We start from the raw sequence: 14,696 nt of genomic DNA, 5'->3' as shown, positions 1-14,696 counted from the left end.
CGGGGGGAAAATGATCTCCAGGCGCGGAGCCCTGATCGCGGGCGGGACGGGTGCGGCGGTGGTCGCCGGCGGCGGCGTCGCCGCCTACAAGGTCGCCACGGGGGACAAGCCCGAGCCGCCGTCGCCGCCCTCGGTCGACGCCCAGGGCAAGCTGCTGTGGCGCAACTGGTCGGGCGTGCAGCACGCCTATCCCGCCGCTCGCCTAGCCCCCAAGGACGAGGGCGAGCTGGCCGCCGCGCTGAAGGTCGCCCAGGCTCCGATCCGGCCCGTCGGCGCGGGTCATTCGTTCACCGCCCTGGCCCCGACCAACGGCACGCTGATCTCGCTGGATTCGCTGTCGGGCGTGATCGGCTGGGAAGGCGACGAAGCCATCGTCCGCACCGGCACGCGGCTGGGCGCCCTGGGGCCCATGCTGGCCGAGAAGGGCCGGGCGCTGTCCAACCTGCCCGACATCAACAAGCAGTCGCTGGGCGGGGCGCTGGGCACCGCCACCCATGGCACGGGCGCCAGGATCCAGGCCATGCACGGCAGCGTCACGGGCCTGCGGCTGGTCACGCCCTCGGGCAAGGTCATCGACGCCGACGCAAGCAAGAACCCCGAGGTGTTCCAGGCCGCCCGCGTCTCGCTGGGCGCGCTGGGCGTCATCACCCAGGTGCGGATCCAGACCAGCGCCAACCGGCGCCTGCGTCGCCGCGTCTGGCTGGAGCCGTTCGAGGAGGCGCTCGCCAAGGCCGAGGAACGCTGGGCCCAGCACCGCAACTTCGAGTTCTTCGCCGTGCCGTTCACGGGGCTGGCGGCCAATATCAGCCACGACGAGACCGACGATCCGGCCCTGCCGCGCGGTCCGGACCAGGACACCGAGTTCCTGCAGGCGCTGCGGGGGCTGCGCAACCTGCTGGGCTTCGCCACGCCGCTGCGCAAGGCGGCCGCCCACGCGCTGCTGTCGACCGCCAAGCCCGAGACCGCCGTCGACGAGGGCTGGAAGCTGCTGTCGACCGAACGGCCGGTGCGCTTCAACGAGATGGAGTTCCATCTTCCCGTGGAGCACCAGCTGAAGGCGCTGGCCGAGGTCGTGCGGACCATCGAGAAGGAGCGCCCGGACGTCTTCTTCCCGATCGAGGCGCGCCGCATCGCGCCGGATGACGCCTGGCTGTCGCCGTTCCAGGGCGGTCCGCGCGGCTCGGTGGCGGTGCACGCCTACTACCGCGACGACTTCACGTTCCTGTACGAATTGATCGAGCCCATCTTCCGCCGCTACGACGGCCGGCCGCACTGGGGCAAGCTGCATACGCTGAACGGCGGCCAGCTGGAGGCGATCTATCCACGTTGGAAGGACTTCCTGGCGGTCAGGCGGGAGCTGGATCCGGACGGCCGGATGCTCAATCCGTATCTGAAGGGCCTGTTCGGCCTCGGCTATTAGGCCGCGGCGGTCCCGAGATATTCAGCGACGCGGGCTTCCAGCTCGGTGACCAGGGCCTTGCCGACCGGGTGGGTGTCGACCTTGATGTCGTCGCGCACGCAGGCCTTGATCGCGTCGATATGGGCGTCGACCAGGAACATCGGCGCCGACAGGCGGGTGTCCGGATCGTCGATCAGCTTGCAGAGCGACGCGGCCAGGCGGGTGATCAGCGGGAATTCGTAGGTGGCGCCCAAGCCCTTCAGGTCGTGAGCGCGGAGATAGAGGGTCTCGACCGTCTGGGCGTTGAGGCCCTCGGCGCGGACGCCCTGGCGGGCGGCCTCCAGCTTGACGATTTCGTCGTTCAGCCATTGGGCGAAATTGCCGGAGAGGCTCTTCAGAGCGGCCTCGGCCTTGGCGATGGCGGCCATATCTATGCCGCCCCGACCGCCCACCTTGAGCTTGAGCATGTTCGGCACCTGGATCACTTCAGCGGTCTTATTCGTCACGGGCGCCTCCCCCAGCGGCGGATAGTTGGCTATCCAGTAACATAGCAGGCGTTAATATTAGATGAGACGCCACTTTCTGCGACCCAACGTCTCAGGCCCCAGACTTAAGCAGAGAACTGCTCGGCCAGAACTCTTTCCTCGAGGCTGCGACCGGCGTCGAAAAGCATCGACAGCGAGGTGCCGCGATCTTCGGAGATGTGCACCTCCAGCACGTCGCGAACCTCGAAGTTGTCGGCCACCGCGCTGACGGGGCGCTTGTCGGCTTCCAGGATCTCGAAGGTGACCCGCGAGGACTGCGGCAGCAGGGCTCCGCGCCAGCGACGGGGGCGGAAGGCGCTGATCGGCGTCAGGGCCAGGACCTGGCCGTCGATCGGGATGATCGGGCCGTGGGCCGAGAGATTGTAGGCCGTCGAGCCGGCCGGGGTGGCCAGCAGGGCCCCGTCGCAGACCAGTTCGCCCATCCGCACCTTGCCGTCGATCGAGATGCGCAGCTTGGCGGTCTGGCGGGTCTGGCGCAGCAGCGAGACCTCGTTGATCGCCAGGGCCCGGTGCTGGGTCCGGCGCGAATCGATGGCGACCATGGCCAGCGGATGGATGACCGCGCGCTCGGCGGCGTTGATCCGCTCCAGCAGGTCGTCCTCGCTGTACTCGTTCATCAGGAAGCCGACCGAGCCGCGGTTCATGCCGTAGATCGGCGTCTGGCTGGCGATCGCCTCGTGCAGGGTCTCCAGCATGAAGCCGTCGCCGCCCAGCGCCACGATGACCTGGGCGTTCTGGTCGCCGACATCGCCATAGCGGGCCATCAGCCGTTCCCGCGCTTCCTGAGCTTCGGGTCGGTCGCTGGCCTTGAAGGACAGGCGAGTCACGAAGGGTTGCGCTTGGTACATGCGGCCAAGTGGCGGGAAGCCCGCGAGCTTGTCAAACGACCGATGGGGCCGCCAGGATCAGACCTGACCGACGGCCTGGCGGAAGGCCATGCCGGCGATGTCGGGCGTGAAAGGGCCAAAGGCGCTGGCGGCGCGGCGCACGCCCTCGTCACCGCCACCCGGACGGCCGCCGTTCAGCTGGCGGACGTGCTCCAGTATGGTCGGGAAGACGCTGCGGTCGATGCCCACGGCCGAGCAGGCGAGGGCCAGAAGTTCGGGGCGGCCGCTGTCGATGGCGCGGCGGATCTGGGCGGACTCGAACTTGCCCAGGCGGGCCAGGGCCATGACGAACAGCTGCAGCCGACCCTCGCGCAGCACGCGCAGCAAGTAGCCGGGGCGTAGCTGGCCGGCGGAATCGAGCTTCTCGATCAGCGAGCGCTCCATCTCCTCGCGATCCTCGTCGACCTCGACGAGGCCGACCTCCTCGCTGTTGGAATCACCGCGATGGGCCGCGTGCAGGGCCTCGTCGACGGCGGCCTGCATCTTGGTCGGATCCAGATGGAACCGGGTCATCAGGGCTTCGCGCAAGGCCCGGCCGACCAGCAGATAGAGTTGCTCGGCCAGATCGGCGGAAAGCTTCGGGTGCCGGGCCAGGGGCGAACGCAGGGCGACGACCTCGCGCGAGCGGTTCACCAGCCGGCTCATGGCGTCGGGTGAGATCTGGGCGGTGTCGTTCGCGGCCAGGGCGGTCAGCACGGCCGGTTCGTCGCGGCTGATGATCGCTTCGACCACCTGCGCCTGCAGGTGCGGACGGCGGGCGATCTCGATCTGGTGTTCCAGCGTCGCCTGAACCAGCAGGCGGATCAGATCGTGATCCTGCAGCACCGGGCTGCGGGCGATGATCGGGCGGGCGATGTCGATTTCGTCCAGCGCCATGATGTTGATCAGGGCCGACGGGGCCCAGTCGGCGTCGGCCAGGCGTTCGGACAGCCGGTGGCGGATGTCGCGCTCGGCCTCGACCACCAGGGTCATGAAGATGGAATTGAGCAGGGCCTGGATATCGGGGTCGGTCGGCTCGCCGCTGGCCTGACCGGCCTCGCAGAGATCGATGATCCCGGTGAGCAAACGTTCACGATCGCCAGGCTCGCGACTGCGAGCCAGCTTCATGAGCGATGCGATCTCGACGGCTTGGATGGCCCGCCTCCTTCGAATCCGGAAGACCCGATCAGGATGACCTTGCGGCCCCCAAATGAAAACATGCTTAAACAGGGCAAGAACACCGGCGCGCCAATATCGTGTCGAGATGTCGCAAGCGTGAGCGGAGGACATGTGACTCAAGACCTGATCCTGGCCTTGGACCAGGGCACGACCAGCACCCGGGCCATCCTGTTCGACCGGGCGGGCCAGTCCCTGGGCGAGGCCTCGCGTCCGCTGCGCCAGAGCTATCCGCGCGACGGCTGGGTCGAGCACGACGCCGAGGAGATCTACGCCGCCTGCGTGGCGGTGCTGCGCGAGGTGGCCGAAAACTCGGGCAGGGCGGACGCCATCGCCGCCATCGGCATCACCAACCAGCGCGAGACGGTGGTGGTCTGGGACCGCGCCACCGGCCGTCCGATCCATCCGGCCGTCGTCTGGCAGGACCGCCGCACGGCCGAGGTCTGCGCCACGCTGAAGACGGCGGGCCACGAGCCGCGCGTCACCGAGGTCACGGGGCTGCTGCTGGATCCCTACTTCTCGGCCACCAAGATCGCCTGGATTCTCGACAGGGTTCCGGGCGCGCGAGCTCGGGCCGAGGCGGGCGGCTTGCTGTGCGGCACCATGGACTGCTGGGTGATCTGGCGGCTGACGGGCGGGGCGGTGCACGCCACCGACGCCACCAACGCCTCGCGCACCCTGCTGTTCGACATCGGCGCCCAGGACTGGTCGGCCGAGATGCTGGATCTGTTCAAGGTCCCCGCGCCGCTGCTGCCCAGGGTGCTGGACTGTGTGGACGACTATGGCGAGACGAGCGCCGAGCTGCTGGGGCGACCCGTTCCGATCCGCGGCGTGGCCGGCGACCAGCAGGCGGCGCTGATGGGGCAGGGCTGCGTCGCGCCGGGCCAGATGAAGGCCACCTACGGCACCGGCTGCTTCATGCTGATCAACACCGGCGAGGACCGCCCGATCTCGCGCTCGCGCCTGCTGACCACCGTGGCGGCGCGGGTCGGAGGCAGGACCACCTACGCCCTGGAAGGCTCGATCTTCGTGGCCGGGGCGGCCATCCAGTGGCTGGGGGAGGGGCTGGGCGTCACTGGCGGCCCGCGCGCGGCCGAGGCCCTGGCCCGGGCGGCCAAGGCCGATCACGGCGTCGTGGTGGTGCCGGCCTTCACCGGCCTGGGCGCGCCCTGGTGGGACGCCAAGGCGCGGGGCGGCATCTTCGGCCTCACCCGCGACGCCGGCCTGCCGGAGATCGCCGCGGCGACCTTCGACGCCTGCGCCTTGCAGAGCCGCGACCTGATCGAGGCCATGCGCGCCGACGCGCCCTCGGCTTTCGGAGACGCGGCGCAGCTGCGCATCGACGGCGGCATGTCCAAAAGCGCCTGGTTCTCGCAGCGGCTTGCCGACCTGACCGGAATGTCGGTGCGCCGCGCCAGCTACCAGGAGACCACGGCCCTGGGCGCGGCCCTGTTCGCCGGGGTGGGCGCGGGGCTCTACGCCTCGGTCGAGGAAGCCGCCGAAGCCAGCCCGGCCGCCGAGACCCTGTCGCCGTCGATCAAGGACCACGAGCGCGAGGCCGCCTACGCCCGCTGGCTGGATGCGGTGCCCAGGGTGAGGCTTTAGGTTTGTGCGACTTTAGTCGAACGTTGGTTGCGGTAACATTTGCGTCGCCTCATAACTATCTGACAAAAAGAAGCGGAGATCGCCATGACCACCCGTCGCGCCGTGCTGGGCGCCGGAGCCGCCCTGATCGCTGGCGGTCAGGCCCTGGCCGCTTCGCCCGCCTATCCGAAGGTCGGCAAGATCCGCCGCCTCTCGCCGGCGCTGGACGCGATCCTCGACGCCAAAGCGCCGATCGAGCAGATCGCCGATGGGATCACCTGGGCCGAGGGGCCCGCCTGGCATTGGGAAAGCAAGTCGCTGCTGTTCTCGGACGTGCCCGGCAACGTCATGTACCGATGGACGCCCAAGACCGGGAAGACCGAGTTCCTCAAGCCGTCCGGCTATGACGGCCCGCCGACCAAGATCTTTCGCGAGGCCGGCTCGAACGGCGCGATCATCACCCTGGCCGGCGACCTGGTGATCGCCGACTGCGGCAATCGCGGCCTAGCCAAGGTGGATCTGGCGACCAAGAAGAAGACTGTCCTGGCCGGCGCCTACAAGGGCAAGAAATTCAACAGCCCCAACGACCTGGTGGAGGTCCGCGACGGGCCGCTGAAGGGCTCGCTCTACTTCACGGATCCGCCCTACGGCCTGGACGGCCTGGACGCTTCGCCGGCCAAGGAGCTGGCGTTCAACGGCGTCTACCTGCTGCGTCCCAATGGCGATGTGGCGCTGGTCGACGATACGCTGTCGTTCCCGAACGGCGTCGGCCTGTCGCCGGACGGCAAGCGACTCTACGTCTCGATCTCGGACCCCAAGCGCCCGGTGATCATGGCCTATGAGCTGGGCGCGGACGGCCTGCCCAAGTCGTCAAAAGTGTTCTTCGACGCTGCGGAACTGCTCAAGGCCGGCGGACCCGGGCTTCCCGACGGCATGAAGGTCGACGCCAAGGGCAACCTGTTCGCCAGCGGGCCGGGCGGGATCATGATCCTGACGCCGGAAGCCAAGCTGCTGGGCGTCATCGAGACCGGCGGGCCGGCCGCCAACTGCGCGTTCGGCGAGGACGGCAAGACGCTGTTCCTGACCTCAAATCACATTGTGGCGCGCGTGCGCACCAAGACTTCCGGCCTGGCCTGGTAGGAGAGAGCGACATGGACGAGATCAGCAAAAGAACGTTCCTGGCGGCTGGTCTCGCCGCCACGCTGCCGCTAACCGCCCCATCTCTTGAGGCCAGGGCCGCCGAGCCCGGGCGCAAGCTGGGCTACGCGATCCTGGGCCTGGGCTACTACGCCACCAAGATCATCATGCCCCGCTTCGCCGAGTGCGAGCATTCCAAGCTGGTGGCCCTGGTCAGCGGCACGCCCGAGAAGCTGAAGACGTTCGGCGAGCAGTACGGGATCCCGGAGAGCCATCGCTACAGCTACGAGACCTTCGACAGGATCGCCGACAATCCCGACGTCGACATCGTCTACGTCATCACGCCCAACAGCCTGCACCGGGTCTTCACCGAGCGGGCGGCCAAGGCCGGCAAGCACGTCATGTGCGAGAAGCCGATGGCGACGACCTCGGCCGATGCCGAGGCGATGATCGCCGCCTGCAAACAGGCTGGCCGCAAGCTGATGATCGGCTATCGCAGCCGCTTCCAGGCCCACAATATCGAGGCCATCAAGCTTTCGCGGGACGGGGCCTTCGGGCCGGTGCGGACCATCGTCGCCGACCACGGCTTCACGATCGGCGATCCGACCCAGTGGCGGCTGAAGCGGGCCCTGTCCGGCGGCGGCAGCCTGATGGACATCGGCATCTACAGCCTCAACGCCGCCCGCTACCTGGCCGGCGAGGAGCCCGTGGCCGTCAACGCGATGGAGTCCACCGACCGCTCCAACATCCGCTTCAAGGAGGTGGAGGATATCATCAGCTTCCAGCTGCTGTTCCCGTCGGGCGCGGTGGCCAACTGCAATTCGACCTACACGACCAATGTCAACCGCTACCGCGTCTCGGGGCCCAAGGGCTGGGTCGAGATCGAGCCGGCCACCAGCTACCAGGGCCAGGCCATGCGCGCCCAGTTGAACGGCCAGACCGGCCCGCGCGAGCCGGCCCCGCAAGCGACGAACCAGTTCTCGGCCCAGTTGGACCACCTGTCCGAGTGCATCCTCACCGGCCGCGAGCCGATCGTTCCGGGCGGGGAAGGCCTCAAGGACATGCGCCTGATCGAGGCCATCTACCGCGCGGCGCGCGAGGGGCGGACGGTGAAGGTTTAGGCCGTCTCGTCCAGATAAGCCTTCACCCGCGCGAACAGGTCCTCGAACATCGGCGTCGTCAGGCGGCCGGTGTTCGTGTTGAGCCGCGAGCAGTGATAGCTGTTGAAGATCCGATAGGGGCCGGCCTGGAACTCCGAGCCATGGCCAGGAACGCCGGCCGAAGCCTTCAGGCCCAGGGCCTTGAGCACATTGCGCCGCGAGACGTCGCCCAGGGTTATGATGGCCTTCAGGTTCGGGAACATTTCCAGCCGCGCGGTGAGGAACGGGCGGCAGTTGTTCTCTTCGGACGTCTCGGGCTTGTTGCCGGGCGGGGCGCAGCGGACGGCGTTGGTCACGGCCGCGCCGACCAGCTGAAGCGAGTCATCGGGGCGCGCCTCGAACTTGCCGGTGGCGAAGCCGAACTTGATCATCGTGTCGTAGAGCAGGGTCCCGGCATAGTCGCCGGTGAACGGCCGGCCGGTGCGGTTGGCGCCCTTGCGGCCGGGGGCGAGGCCCGCGACCAGCAGACGCGCGTCCTTGTCGCCGAACGAGGGGGCGGGGCCGTTGAACCAGTCGGGATAGAGGTCCTGGTTCTCGCGGCGATAGGCCACCAGGCGCGGACACAGCGGGCAGTCGCGCGGCGGCTCGGCGGGGTTGGGGACGGCCTCGCCGACGATGTTGGAACGCTGGCTCATCTCAATACTCGTCGTCGGCTTCGCGTTCGGCCGGCGTGCGGCTGTCCGAGACCGGGCGCGGCTGGACCCGTTGCGGGCGGCCGATGATGTTCCCCAGGTCGGCGAGGTCGACGAAATTGTCGGCCTGACGGCGCAGGTCGTCGCTGGTCATCGGCGGCTGGCTCTTCATGGTCGAGACCACGGTGACCCGGCGGCCCTTGCGCTGAACGGCCTCGACCACGGCGCGGAAATCACCGTCGCCGGAGAACAGCACCAGGTGGTCGGCCGTTTCGGCGATCTGCAGCATGTCGACCGCGATCTCGATGTCCATGTCGCCGCGCCAGCGCTTGCGGCCCTGGCTGTCGGTGAACTCGCGGGCCGGCTTGGTCACCAGGGTGAAGCCGTTGTAGTCCAGCCAGTCCACGAGCGGCCGGATCGGCGAATAATCGTCGTTCTCGGCGATCGCGGTATAGTAGTAGGCTCGGATCAGGACGCCGCGCTTTTTGAACTCGTCGAGCAGCTTGCGGTAGTCGATGTCGAAGCCCAGGGCCCTGGCGGCGGAATAGAGATTGGCCCCGTCGATGAACAGCGCCAGGCGGTCGGTCGGATAGAAGGTCACGGTAATCCCTTGAAAAATCAGGTCGCTCGAAATGACTTGGACGAGGCCGTGATCGTGGCGCTCGGCAGCAATCTGCCCGGACCCTATACGAGTCGCGAGGCGCTGTTGGAAGCCGCGCTGGCCGCCTTGCCGGACGTCGGGCTGACGGTGGTGGCGCGCTCGACCTGGTGGACCTCGGCGGCCTGGCCCGATCCGGCGGGACCCGAGTACCTGAACGGCGTGGCCATCGTCACCACCGACCTCTCGCCCACCGACACCCTGGCGGCGCTTCACGGGGTCGAGGAACGATTCGGAAGGGCGAGGGGAGCCGCCAACGCCCCGCGCACCCTGGACCTTGATCTCATCGCTCACGGCCGGACGGTGTTGGACGGCGATCTCGTCGTGCCGCATCCGCGCGCCCACGATCGGCTGTTCGTGATGGGGCCGCTGGCCGAGCTGGCCTCGGCCTGGGTCCACCCCGTCAGCGGCGAGCCGGCCTTCCGGCTGGCGGCCAACGCCAGCATCGGTCGCGACGCGCGCTCCATTGCCAAAGTTTAATTCCCGGTCGGATGAAGCGGCGCCCATAGTCCGGTCAAATTTCCGCGCCCCATTCCCTGCAAAGCGTCCCGCACGCTCATCTGGACCTCGCACATGACCCTGACTCGTTCGCTGCTCGCCTGCGCCGCCGCGTGCGCGCTGCTGACCGCCGCTCCGGCCGCCTTTGCTCAGGCCCAAATGGCGGCCAAAAGCGGCGTCGACCTGACCTCGATCGAAAAGTCCATCAAGCCGGGCGACGACTTCTGGACCTACGCCAACGACAAGTGGGTCAAGGCCCACCCGATCCCCGCCGACCGCAGCAGCTACGGCATCACCGCGGTGATGGTCGAGGAGGCCAACAAGCGCACGGTCGACCTGATCCAGGACGCCGCCAAGGGCGGGGCCGGCGACGGCAAGAAGGTCGGCGACTACTACGCCAGCTACATGGACGAGGCGGGCATCGAGGCCAAGGGCCTGACGCCGCTGAAGGCCGACCTGGCCCGCATCGCCGCCATCAAGGACAAGACGCAGCTGGCCCAGGTGCTGGGCGGCAACATCCGCGCCGACGTCGACGCCCTGAACGCCACCGACTTCTACACCGACAACGTGCTGGGCCTGTGGGTCTCGCCGTCGTTCGACGACACCAGCAAGTACGCGCCGTTCCTGCTGCAGGGCGGCCTGGGCATGCCCGACCGAGAATACTACGTCTCGGACAAGGCCTCGATGGTCGAGGCGCGGACCAAGTACCTGGCTCACGTCGAGAAGATCCTGACCCTGGGCGGCGTCGCCAACGCGGCCGCCAAGGCCAAGGCGATCGTGGCGCTGGAAACCGAGCTGGCCCGGGCCTCGGGCACGCGCGCCGACAGCGCCGACGTCCAGAAGGCCAACAACAGCTGGACCCCGGCCGACTTCGCGGCCAAGGCCCCGGGCCTGGACTGGACCGCCTTCTTCGCCGCCGCCAAGCTGTCGAACCAGCCGCGCTTCATCGTCTGGCACCCGACCATGGTCACCGGCCTCGGGCAGGCCGTCGCCGGCGTCTCGCTGGAGACCTGGAAGGACTATCTGACCTTCCACCTGATGGACCACTACAGCAACGTCCTGCCCAAGGCCTTCGTCGACGAGCGTTTCGCCTTCTACGGCCAGGGCCTGCAGGGCACGCCGCAGCTGTCGCCGCGCTGGAAGCGGGCCGTCGGCTCGACCAACGCCGTGCTCGGCGAGGCGGTCGGCAAGCTCTATGCCGACAAGTACTTCTCGGCCCAGGCGAAAGCCGAAGTAACGGCCATGGTCGACAACATGAAGGTCGCCTTCGAGAAGCGCATCGACGGCCTGGGCTGGATGGACCCGGCGACCAAGGCCGAGGCCCGCAGGAAGGTGGCCGTTCTGAAGGTCGGCGTCGGCTATCCGGATGCCTGGCGCGACTATTCGGCCTATGCGGTGGTCCGGGGCGACGCCTACGGCAACCTGCAGCGGGCGGAAGCCTTCGACTACGCCACCGACCTCGCCAAGCTGGGCCAGCCGGTCGATCGCGGCGAGTGGGTGATGACGCCGCAGACGGTCAACGCCGTGAACCTGCCGATGCTGAACGCCCTGAACTTCCCGGCCGCCATCCTGGCTCCGCCGAACTTCGACCTGGCCAATGACGCGGCCGCCAACTACGGCGCGACCGGGGCCACGATCGGCCACGAGATCAGCCACAGCTTCGACGACCAGGGCGCGCAGTTCGACAGCCAGGGGCGCCTGCGCAACTGGTGGACGCCGGCCGACTTCGACCACTTCCAGAAGGCCGGCGCGGCGCTTGCGGACCAGTTTGATGCCTACAAGCCGTTCCCGGACCTGGCGGTGAACGGCAAGCAGACGCTCAGCGAGAACATCGCCGACGTCGCCGGCCTGGGCGCGGCGCTGGACGCCTACCACGCCTCGCTGGGCGGCAAGCCCGCGCCGGTGATCGACGGCATGACCGGCGATCAGCGCTTCTTCCTGGCCTTCGCCCAGAGCTGGCTCGGCTACGACCGCCCGGCGGCCCTGCGCCAGCAACTGATCACCGACGGTCACGCCCCGGACCAGTACCGCGCCTCGACGGTGCGCAACATCGACGACTGGTACGCGGCGTTCGGCGTGAAGCCGGGCGATGCCCTCTACCTGCCGCCCGAAAAGCGCGTGAAGGTCTGGTAGATCTGATAGGGTAGACATTGACTCGCGAAGGGGGCATAAGCGCCCCCTCGCGAAAGCAGGATAATCGTGCGCGGCGTTGCGTGTCGCCGCTCACAAGCCTATTTTGCGATAGCTAATCGGCAGCCCGAGGAACTCATGGCCCGCGTCACCGTCGAAGATTGCGTCGAGAAGGTTCCGAACCGCTTCTCGCTGGTTCTGCTCTCCGCGCACCGCGCCCGCGCCATCTCGGCCGGCGCCGCCCTGATGGTCGACCGTGACAACGACAAGAACCCGGTCGTCGCCCTGCGCGAGATCGCGGACGATGTCATCGACCACGAAGGCCTGAAGGAACACCTCATCAGCACGCTGCAACGCGTCGATGAGCACACCGAGGCCGAGGAAGAGGCCGAGACCCTGGCCCTGCTGGCCGATCCGAGCCACATGCAGATGAGCGAACTGGAACTGGTTCGCGCCCTGCAGAGCGACCGCGACGGCGGTCAGGAGGAGCGGTACTGAGCCCCGAAGGCGCAGACCCTCTAACCCTGCGAGCGGCCACTTCGACCGCTCTTTCCGAACGCGCGCCCGACGCCCCATCTTCTGGAGGGGAATCGGGCGCGTCTTCGTCTGTGGCTCCCCCCGCGGCGACGACGGCCGAGGCTCCGAAGCCTCGCCCAAAATTCCTCCGCCAATATGAGCTGATCGAGCGGGTCCACGCCTACGACCCGACGGCCGACGAGGCCCTGCTCAATCGCGCCTATGTCTACGCCATGCGGATGCACGGCTCGCAGACCCGGGCCAGCGGCGACCCCTACTACGCCCACCCGATCGAGGTGGCGGGCATCCTGACCGAATACCGGCTGGACACCGCGACCATCGTCACGGCCCTGCTGCACGACGTGATCGAGGACACCCCGGTCACCAAGGAAGAGATCGCCAAGCTGTTCGGCGACGAGATCGCCGAGCTGGTCGAGGGCGTCACCAAGCTCAGCAAGCTCGAGCTGCAGGCCGAGCACATGCGCCAGGCCGAGAACCTGCGCAAATTCATCCTGGCCATCTCCAAGGACGTCCGCGTCCTGCTGGTCAAGCTGGCCGACCGTCTGCACAACATGCGGACGCTTCATTTCATCAAGAACCAGGCGAAACGCGAGCGGATCGCCCGCGAGACGCGCGACATCTACGCGCCGCTGGCCCGCAACATCGGCTGTCACAGGATCTGCGTGGAGCTGGAGGAGCTGTCCTTCCAGCACACCAATCCGGTCGCCCGCGACGCCATCATCCGCCGTCTGGACGCCTTGCGCGAAGAGCAGGGCGGGGCGGTGGCCCTGGTCAGCCAGGAAATCGCCGCGCGCCTGGAGTCGTCGACCCTGCCGGCCCGCGTCTTCGGCCGCGAGAAGTCGCCCTATTCGATCTGGCGCAAGCTGCAACGCAAGTCGATCGGCTTCTCGCAGATGTCGGACATCTATGCGTTCCGCGTGATCGTCGACAGCGAGGAAGACTGCTACCGCGCTCTCGGTGTCGTGCACCGGGCCTGGTCCAGCGTGCCCGACCGCTTCAAGGACTACATCTCGACGCCGAAGCGGAACAACTACCGCTCGCTGCACACCACGGTCGTGGGCCCGCGCGGGATGCGCATCGAGATGCAGATCCGCACCGAGGCCATGGACCGCGTCAACGAAGAGGGCGTCGCCGCCCACTTCCGCTACAAGGACGCCTCGTACGGTCTCGACCTGGAAGGCATGGAAGCCGCCGGCGGTCGCGATCCGCTGGCTAACCTGCGCCAGCTGGTCCAGGTGCTGGAGCACGGTGGGGATAGCGAAGAACTGGTCGAGCACGCCAAGCTTGAGATGTTCCTCGACCAGGTGTTCGTCTTCACCCCCAAGGGCAAGCTGGTCAGTCTGCCGCGGGGCGCGATGCCGCTGGACTTCGCCTATGCCGTCCACACCAGCGTCGGCGACACCTGCATCGGCGTGAAGATCAACGGCGAGCTGAAGCCGCTGCGCACGCCGCTGGTCAATGGCGACGTGGTCGAGGTGGTGCGGGGCTCCAAGCCCGTGGTGCCGCCGGACTGGCGCTCGCTGACGGTCACGGGCCGGGCGAGATCCGCCATTCGGCGTCATATCCGCCAGACCGAGAAGGAAGAGTTCCTGCGCCTGGGCAAGGCGTCGCTGGAGCAGGTCTTCGAGCGCGCTGGCAAGAAGCTGAAGGACGTCTCGCTGCGGCCTATCCTGGAGCGCTTCGCCCTGGAGAGCGACGAGGCGCTGTTCGACGCGGTCGGGCGGGGTCGGGTCTCGCCCAGCCAGGTGCTGGAGACGGCCTATCCAGGCATGAAGGATTCCGAGCGCGAGGCCGCCACGGCTCGCCGCAAGATCGAAGGCGGCCAGGGCGCGACGCTCTATGTGCGCGGCGGCGGCCTGACCCCGGGCGTCTCGCTGCACTTCGCCCACTGCTGCAGCCCGGTGCCGGGCGACCGCATCGTCGGCATCCTGCGCGAGGACGGCGCCAACAACGAGGATGGGGGCCTGGACGTCCACACCATCGACTGCCCGCGCCTGGCCGAATACGAGGACCGCGAGGAGCTGTGGCGCGACCTGAACTGGACGCCCGAGGCCGAGCGCTCGACCATCTCGCTGACCCGCCTGCACGCCACCATCCAGAACGCGCCCGGCGTGCTGGGCCTGGTCTGCACGATTATCGGCGAGGCCGGCGGCAACATCGTCAATCTGCGGATGCACCACCGGCAGAGCGACTTCTTCGACACCGACATCGACGTCGAGGTCCGTGACGCCAAGCACCTGACCAACATCCAGGCCGCGCTGCGGGCGTGTCCTTCGGTCGAGACCGTGGATCGGACGCGCGGCTAAGCTCCAAGCTGAACGGTTGCCGAATTCCCGTTAAGGGCGCATCGTCCTGGTCAAGACCGGGGAGGCGA

At 68.1% G+C, this 14,696-nt stretch carries 13 protein-coding genes; 8 read left to right on the top strand and 5 right to left on the bottom strand.

Annotated elements, in window-relative coordinates; genetic code table 11:
• Nucleotides 1–10: 10 nt before the first annotated feature.
• Nucleotides 11–1,420, top strand: a complete 1,410-nt coding sequence (locus tag AC1RJ9_RS19485; protein WP_492839647.1) for a D-arabinono-1,4-lactone oxidase — start codon at nt 11–13, stop codon at nt 1,418–1,420.
• Here AC1RJ9_RS19485 and AC1RJ9_RS19480 read toward each other — a convergent pair.
• The 3 genes from AC1RJ9_RS19480 to AC1RJ9_RS19470 form a co-directional block, all read right to left on the bottom strand.
• Nucleotides 1,417–1,905 (bottom strand): Hpt domain-containing protein, encoded by a 489-nt coding sequence (locus AC1RJ9_RS19480; protein WP_492839648.1) that lies wholly within the window; start codon nt 1,903–1,905, stop codon nt 1,417–1,419. The genes AC1RJ9_RS19485 and AC1RJ9_RS19480 overlap by 4 nt on opposite strands.
• A gap of 104 nt (nt 1,906–2,009) precedes the next feature.
• Nucleotides 2,010–2,792: an NAD kinase gene (locus AC1RJ9_RS19475; protein ID WP_492839649.1), complete on the bottom strand. Its 783-nt coding sequence runs from the start codon at nt 2,790–2,792 to the stop codon at nt 2,010–2,012.
• 57 nt (nt 2,793–2,849) lie between these two features.
• Entirely contained in the window at nt 2,850–3,938 is a 1,089-nt protein-coding gene (locus AC1RJ9_RS19470) for a DUF2336 domain-containing protein (protein ID WP_492839650.1), read from the bottom strand.
• A 162-nt stretch (nt 3,939–4,100) separates the two neighbouring features.
• On the opposite strand from AC1RJ9_RS19470, the gene glpK reads away from it, so the two are divergent.
• The 3 genes from glpK to AC1RJ9_RS19455 all read left to right on the top strand — a co-directional run bounded on the left by glpK (nt 4,101) and on the right by AC1RJ9_RS19455 (nt 7,828).
• Nucleotides 4,101–5,591: a glycerol kinase GlpK gene (gene glpK, locus AC1RJ9_RS19465; protein WP_492839651.1), complete on the top strand. Its 1,491-nt coding sequence runs from the start codon at nt 4,101–4,103 to the stop codon at nt 5,589–5,591.
• Nucleotides 5,592–5,675: 84 nt separating this feature from the next.
• Entirely contained in the window at nt 5,676–6,710 is a 1,035-nt protein-coding gene (locus AC1RJ9_RS19460) for an SMP-30/gluconolactonase/LRE family protein (RefSeq protein ID WP_492839652.1), read from the top strand.
• Complete coding sequence (locus tag AC1RJ9_RS19455; RefSeq protein ID WP_492839695.1) at nt 6,617–7,828, top strand: Gfo/Idh/MocA family protein; 1,212 nt, start codon at nt 6,617–6,619, stop codon at nt 7,826–7,828. Before AC1RJ9_RS19460 ends, AC1RJ9_RS19455 begins: the two co-directional genes overlap by 94 nt.
• Here AC1RJ9_RS19455 and AC1RJ9_RS19450 read toward each other — a convergent pair.
• A complete protein-coding gene (locus tag AC1RJ9_RS19450) occupies nt 7,825–8,502 on the bottom strand; it encodes a uracil-DNA glycosylase (RefSeq protein ID WP_492839653.1) in 678 nt (225 codons plus the stop codon). The two genes, AC1RJ9_RS19455 and AC1RJ9_RS19450, sit on opposite strands and share 4 nt — an antisense overlap.
• A 1-nt stretch (nt 8,503) precedes the next feature.
• A complete protein-coding gene (locus tag AC1RJ9_RS19445; protein ID WP_492839654.1) occupies nt 8,504–9,100 on the bottom strand; it encodes a LabA-like NYN domain-containing protein in 597 nt (198 codons plus the stop codon).
• Nucleotides 9,101–9,148: 48 nt separating this feature from the next.
• Here AC1RJ9_RS19445 and folK point away from each other — a divergent pair, with 48 nt between their 5' ends.
• From folK to AC1RJ9_RS19425, 4 genes are all read left to right on the top strand, one after another.
• The gene (folK, locus tag AC1RJ9_RS19440; protein WP_492839696.1) at nt 9,149–9,637 is read left to right on the top strand and encodes a 2-amino-4-hydroxy-6-hydroxymethyldihydropteridine diphosphokinase; all 489 of its coding nucleotides are present in this window, start codon (nt 9,149–9,151) and stop codon (nt 9,635–9,637) included.
• A gap of 93 nt (nt 9,638–9,730) precedes the next feature.
• Complete coding sequence (locus AC1RJ9_RS19435) at nt 9,731–11,788, top strand: M13 family metallopeptidase (RefSeq protein ID WP_492839655.1); 2,058 nt, start codon at nt 9,731–9,733, stop codon at nt 11,786–11,788.
• Nucleotides 11,789–11,923: 135 nt separating this feature from the next.
• On the top strand, nt 11,924–12,283 hold the full coding sequence (rpoZ, locus tag AC1RJ9_RS19430; RefSeq protein WP_099577049.1) for a DNA-directed RNA polymerase subunit omega: 360 nt from the start codon (nt 11,924–11,926) through the stop codon (nt 12,281–12,283).
• 110 nt (nt 12,284–12,393) lie between these two features.
• A complete protein-coding gene (locus tag AC1RJ9_RS19425; RefSeq protein WP_492839656.1) occupies nt 12,394–14,628 on the top strand; it encodes a RelA/SpoT family protein in 2,235 nt (744 codons plus the stop codon).
• Nucleotides 14,629–14,696 lie beyond the last annotated feature (68 nt).

Source organism: Caulobacter sp. GW822-FHT07D08, from assembly GCF_058798735.1.
Note: the sequence above shows the minus strand (reverse complement) of the source record. Positions and strands in the feature narration are given on the sequence as shown.

Excerpts from the sequence above, each read along its gene's own strand:
- AC1RJ9_RS19470 (WP_492839650.1), bottom strand. The coding sequence starts at position 3,938 with ATGAAGCTGGCTCGCAGTCGCGAGCCTGGCGATCGTGAACGTTTGCTC.
- AC1RJ9_RS19450 (WP_492839653.1), bottom strand. The coding sequence starts at position 8,502 with ATGAGCCAGCGTTCCAACATCGTCGGCGAGGCCGTCCCCAACCCCGCC.
- AC1RJ9_RS19435 (WP_492839655.1), top strand. The coding sequence starts at position 9,731 with ATGACCCTGACTCGTTCGCTGCTCGCCTGCGCCGCCGCGTGCGCGCTG.
- AC1RJ9_RS19485 (WP_492839647.1), top strand. The coding sequence starts at position 11 with ATGATCTCCAGGCGCGGAGCCCTGATCGCGGGCGGGACGGGTGCGGCG.
- AC1RJ9_RS19475 (WP_492839649.1), bottom strand. The coding sequence starts at position 2,792 with ATGTACCAAGCGCAACCCTTCGTGACTCGCCTGTCCTTCAAGGCCAGC.
- rpoZ (WP_099577049.1), top strand. The coding sequence starts at position 11,924 with ATGGCCCGCGTCACCGTCGAAGATTGCGTCGAGAAGGTTCCGAACCGC.
- AC1RJ9_RS19460 (WP_492839652.1), top strand. The coding sequence starts at position 5,676 with ATGACCACCCGTCGCGCCGTGCTGGGCGCCGGAGCCGCCCTGATCGCT.